5 protein-coding genes are annotated in these 4677 nt (G+C 74.1%); 3 read left to right on the top strand and 2 right to left on the bottom strand.

Annotation, left to right across the window (positions count from 1 at the left end; translation table 11 throughout):
- Positions 1–63: 63 nt before the first annotated feature.
- Entirely contained in the window at positions 64–351 is a 288-nt protein-coding gene (locus tag ACFWEK_RS19065; RefSeq protein ID WP_430545924.1) for a hypothetical protein, read from the bottom strand.
- Between the two features lie 202 nt (positions 352–553).
- Between ACFWEK_RS19065 and ACFWEK_RS19060 the strand changes: the two genes are divergently transcribed.
- A complete protein-coding gene (locus ACFWEK_RS19060; RefSeq protein WP_430555057.1) occupies positions 554–1303 on the top strand; it encodes a copper homeostasis protein CutC in 750 nt (249 codons plus the stop codon).
- Positions 1300–2016 (top strand): DedA family protein, encoded by a 717-nt coding sequence (locus ACFWEK_RS19055; RefSeq protein WP_430555055.1) that lies wholly within the window; start codon positions 1300–1302, stop codon positions 2014–2016. The genes ACFWEK_RS19060 and ACFWEK_RS19055 overlap by 4 nt, the downstream gene beginning before the upstream one ends.
- 46 nt (positions 2017–2062) lie before the next feature.
- On the opposite strand, the gene ACFWEK_RS19050 is transcribed toward ACFWEK_RS19055, so the two are convergent.
- Positions 2063–3109 (bottom strand): LacI family DNA-binding transcriptional regulator, encoded by a 1047-nt coding sequence (locus ACFWEK_RS19050; protein WP_430555054.1) that lies wholly within the window; start codon positions 3107–3109, stop codon positions 2063–2065.
- A gap of 196 nt (positions 3110–3305) precedes the next feature.
- Here ACFWEK_RS19050 and ACFWEK_RS19045 point away from each other — a divergent pair, with 196 nt between their 5' ends.
- A complete protein-coding gene (locus ACFWEK_RS19045) occupies positions 3306–4625 on the top strand; it encodes an extracellular solute-binding protein (protein ID WP_430555056.1) in 1320 nt (439 codons plus the stop codon).
- Positions 4626–4677 lie beyond the last annotated feature (52 nt).

The raw sequence follows: 4677 nt of genomic DNA, 5'->3' as shown, positions 1-4677 counted from the left end.
GACTTGATCCTCAAACCGCAGTCTTGAGGATCAAGTCAGCACGCTCGATGCGTAGGGGACGCGTCAGGCGGGCTGCCAGCGGCCGCCCCACCGCCGGGTGAGCGTGCCGCCGAAGGTGTCGGCCAGCGCGTCGACGCGGTCGTGGACGGCGTCCGCCACGCGGTGCGCGGCGGCGTCGTCGTCCGCGGTGAAGCGGACCGTGATGCGTGCCCGGCCCCGCACCACGCCGACGTCGTACGCCTCGACGGTGACGAGCTCGCGCGCCGCGTCGGCCGCGGCGGGCAGCACGTCGGCGGGGTCCACCCCAGGCTGCAGCAGTCCGACGGCGAGGCTCACGCGGTAGGAGGGCACCCGGCGATCCTGTCATCCCCACGGGCACCGTCTCGTCACAGGTCGCACCGGTCCCGGACACCTGTGCCCCCGTAGACTCGCGGCCGTGACCGATCGCCCGCACGATGCAGCGCCCGTTCCGGCGCTCGTCGGCCCCTCGACCGCACCCGTACCCGTTCCTGCTCCCGTCACCGGCCGGGGCTCCCGCTCGGCGAGCGTCGCCCTGGAGATCGCCGTGCAGGACGTCGCGGGCGCGCGCGACGCCGTGGCGGGCGGCGCGGACCGCCTCGAGCTGTGCGCCGCCCTCGCCGGGACGGGCGGGCTCACCCCGTCGACCGGCATGGTCGCCGCCGTCGCCGACGCGCTGCGCGGCTCGGGCGTCGGCGTGCACGTGCTGGTGCGCCCGCGGGCCGGGGGCTTCGTCTTCGCGGCCGACGAGGTCGACGTGCAGGTGCGCGACGTGCGCGCGGTGCTCGACGCCGGGGCGGACGGCGTCGTCGTCGGCGCCACGACGGCGGACGGCGCGGTCGACGCCGCGGCGCTCGCGGCGTTCGTGGCCGCGGCCGGCGGCGCGGACGTCACGTTCCACCGCGCGATCGACCAGGTGCCCGACCCGGTCGCCGTCCTCGACGTCCTCGCGCGCGCGGGCGTGCGCCGCGTCCTCACCTCCGGCGGCGCCCCGCGGGCCGGCGAGGCCCTCGACGTCCTGGCGGCCCTCGCGACGCGCGGCCGCGAGCTCGGCGTCGAGGTCATGGCCGGCGGCGGCGTCCGCCTGGACGACGTCGCCGCCCTCGTCGGCGCGGGCGTGCACGCCGTCCACCTCTCCGCCAAGCGCACGGTGGTCGCCGACGGCGGGCCCGGGGGCGGCGGCAGCAGCGGTTACGACGTGACCGACCCCGAGGTCGTGGCCGCGACCCGTGCCGCCCTCGACGCCGCGCTCGCTGCGACGCCCGACGCCGGGGCGGGCGCATGACCGGCCTCGCGCAGGCCGCCGCGGTCGCCGCCTCCGCCACCGACCCGGCGGAGGGCTACGACGGCTTCATCGGCTGGGTGCTGGGCCTGATGACCACGCTCGGCGAGATCGGCGTCGGCGCCGCCGTCCTCATCGAGACGTTCGTGCCGCCCATCCCGTCCGAGGCCGTGCTGCCGGCGGCCGGCTTCCTCGCGTACGACGGGCAGATGAACGCCTGGCTGGCGATCCTCGCCGCCACCATTGGCGCCGTCGTCGGCGCCTGGGTCTGGTGGTACCTGGGGTGGCTGCTCGGGCGCGACCGCACCCGGGCGATCGTCGACGCCATCCCCCTCATGGACGGCTCCGACTTCGACAAGGCCGAGGCCTTCTTCGCGAGGTGGGGGCGCATCGCGGTCCTGGTGGGGCGCTGCGTGCCGCTCGTGCGCAGCTTCATCTCCATCCCCGCGGGCATCGAGCGCATGCCGTTCTGGTCGTTCACGCTGTACACCGCCATCGGCTCCGGCGTGTGGAACGGCATCTGGGTGGGGCTCGGCTACGGCTTCGGCCCCGCCATCGAGCCCGTGCTGGCGCGGTGGAGCGGCATCATCTCGAACGCCGTGCTCGTCGTCATCGGGCTGCTCGTGCTCTGGTTCGTGGTGGCGCGGCTGCGGCAGCGCCACCTCGCCCGCCGCGGTCCGCGCGAGCCCGAGCGCCGGCACGGGCGCGCCCGCTGACGGCCGAGGTAGTTCGTATCACCGCGAGGTAGTACGGGCTCCCGTACTACCTCGGCGGGGGCGCCGTGGAGGCGCGGACGACGAGCGACGTGGGCAGGCGGAGGTGCCGCTCGCGGGCGGTGCCCTCGAGGAGGTCGAGCACCATGCGGAGCGCCTCGGCGCCCATGCGGTGCAGGGGCTGCGCGACGGTGGTGAGCGGGGGAGCGCTGCCCCAGGACTCGGGGATGTTGTCGAAGCCGACGACGGACAAATCCTCGGGGACGCGCAGGCCGAGCTCGGCGGCGACGCCCAGCACGTGGATGGCGGACAGGTCGTTCGCGGCGAACACGGCGGTGGGCCGGTCCGGCCTGTCGAGCAGGGTGCGCACGGGCGCGTCGGCGAGGTCCGGCCGGTAGCCGCCGACCTTGATGAGCAGGGGGTCGACGGCGATGCCGGCGCCCTCGAGCGCCTGCCGGTAGCCCAGCTCGCGCAGGCGGGCCGACTCGAGGTCGGCGCGGCCGCCCAGGTGCGCGATCCGCCGGTGGCCGAGGTCGATGAGGTGCTCGACGGCCTCGCGCGCGCCCGTCGTGTTGTCGGAGTCGACGGTCGGGGTGCCCTCGGGCCCGGTGTGCGGGTCGACGGCGACCACGGGCACGGGGGAGTCCGCCGACATCACCATGGTGGGCGTCACGACGATCGCCGCGTCGACCAGGGTGCCGGCCAGCCGCGACAGCGACCGTCGCTCCCAGCCCGTGCGCGCGCCGCCGTCGGTGCGGCCGGCGTAGGCGAGGAGCTCGTAGCCGGTGCCGTCGACGGCGGCCGAGATGCCCTTGAGCAGCTCGGTGGAGTACGGCTCGAACTCGGCGACGAGCACGCCGATGACGTTGGTGCTGGTGCGGCGCAGGCTGCGGGCGACCAGGGAGGACTCGTAGCCGAGCTCCTCGACGACGGCGAGCACCCGCTCGGACGTCCCGGCGGCCACGCCGTACCGGTTGTTGACGACCTTCGACACGGTGGCGACCGAGACGCCGGCGACGCGCGCGACGTCGGAGATGGTGACGCGCCCGGCGACGGGCGCGGAGGGACCCCTGGACGGGTCGGCGGCGGTGCTCACGAGTCGACAGTATGCGCCATGCGGGCGGCGGTCACGCGGCGTTCTCGGCCTCGGAGGCGACGACGGGTGAGGTTTCGAAATCGTTATCGACAACGATTGACGGTGAGCCGGTCGGCCTGCCACTCTCATGCCAGGAACACTCCTACCTCGCGGCAGCGTCGCTGCCGTGCCCGTCGACGAGGACAAGGGATCGATGATGACGAGGACGAGGATCATGCGCGGCGCCACCGCGGTCGCGCTCGGGACCACCGTGGCGCTCCTGGGCGCCGCCTGCGCGGGCCAGGGCACCGGGTCGCAGGGTAGCGACGACGGCGGCAGCAGCGGCGACGCCAGCACGATCACGTGGTGGCACAACTCGAACACCGGCGACGGCAAGGAGTACTACGACAAGGTCGCCGCCGACTTCGAGAAGGACCACCCCGGCACGACCGTCGAGGTCAGCGCCATGGCCCACGAGGACATGCTCACCAAGCTCGATGCCGCCTTCCAGGCGGGCGACGCGCCCGACGTGTTCATGGAGCGCGGCGGCGGCGAGCTCGCCGACCACGTCGAGGCCGGGCTGCTCAAGGACCTGTCGAAGCCGGCCGCCGACACGATCAGCACCATCGAGCCGTACATGTCCGGCTTCCAGGTGGACGGCGCGTCGTACGCGCTGCCGTTCTCCATGGGCGTCGTCGGCTTCTGGTACAACAAGTCGCTGTTCGAGAAGGCGGGGATCACCGAGACCCCGACCACGATGGACGAGCTCTACGCCGCGTTCGACAAGCTGCAGGCCGCGGGCATCACGCCGGCCTCGGTCGGTGCGGGCGACAAGTGGCCCGCCGCGCACTACTGGTACTACAACGTGATCCGCCAGTGCTCGGCCGACGCCCTCGACACCGCGGTCACCTCGGTCGACTACTCCGACCCGTGCTTCGTCAAGGCGGGCGAGACGCTCGACGAGCTGCTCGCCACGGAGCCGTTCAACAAGGGCTTCCTCACCACCCCGGCCCAGACCGGCGCGACGTCGGCCTCCGGCCTGCTCGCCTCGGGCAAGGTCGCGATGGAGCTGGCCGGCCACTGGGAGCCCGGCGTCATGCAGGGGCTCACGGAGGACGGGTCGGGCCTCGGCGACGACACGGGCTGGTTCTCCTACCCCTCGATCGACGGCCAGCAGGGCACCGACGGCGCCCAGATGGGCGGCGGCGACGCCTGGGCCGTGTCGAAGGACGCGCCCGACGTCGCGGTCGACTTCGCCCAGTACCTCCTGAGCGACGAGGTCCAGCAGGGCTTCGCCGAGCTCGACATGGGCCTGCCGACCAACCCGACGGCCTCGGAGAAGGTCTCCGACCCCGCCCTGGCGGAGCTGCTGGAGGTGCGTGACAGCGCGCCGGAGATCCAGCTCTACCTCGACACGCTGCTCGGCGCGTCCGTGGGTGGCGCGATGAACGACGCGATCGCCCTGCAGTTCGCCGGCAAGGCGACCCCGCAGGACGTCGTCGACGCGGTGCAGTCCGCCGCGGAAGCGGACCAGTGACCGGACGATGACGGACACCGCAGTCCGGTCCGCCGACCGTGCCCCGGCACGG

It is taken from the genome of Isoptericola sp. NPDC060257, assembly GCF_042726645.1.
In the GTDB taxonomy this organism is placed as follows: Bacteria; Actinomycetota; Actinomycetes; order Actinomycetales; family Cellulomonadaceae; genus Isoptericola; species Isoptericola nanjingensis.
This window is presented reverse-complemented; position numbering and strand designations above follow the sequence as displayed.

Coding starts and splice junctions, on each gene's coding strand:
- ACFWEK_RS19055 (WP_430555055.1), top strand. CDS start 1,300: ATGACCGGCCTCGCGCAGGCCGCCGCGGTCGCCGCCTCCGCCACCGAC.
- ACFWEK_RS19045 (WP_430555056.1), top strand. CDS start 3,306: ATGACGAGGACGAGGATCATGCGCGGCGCCACCGCGGTCGCGCTCGGG.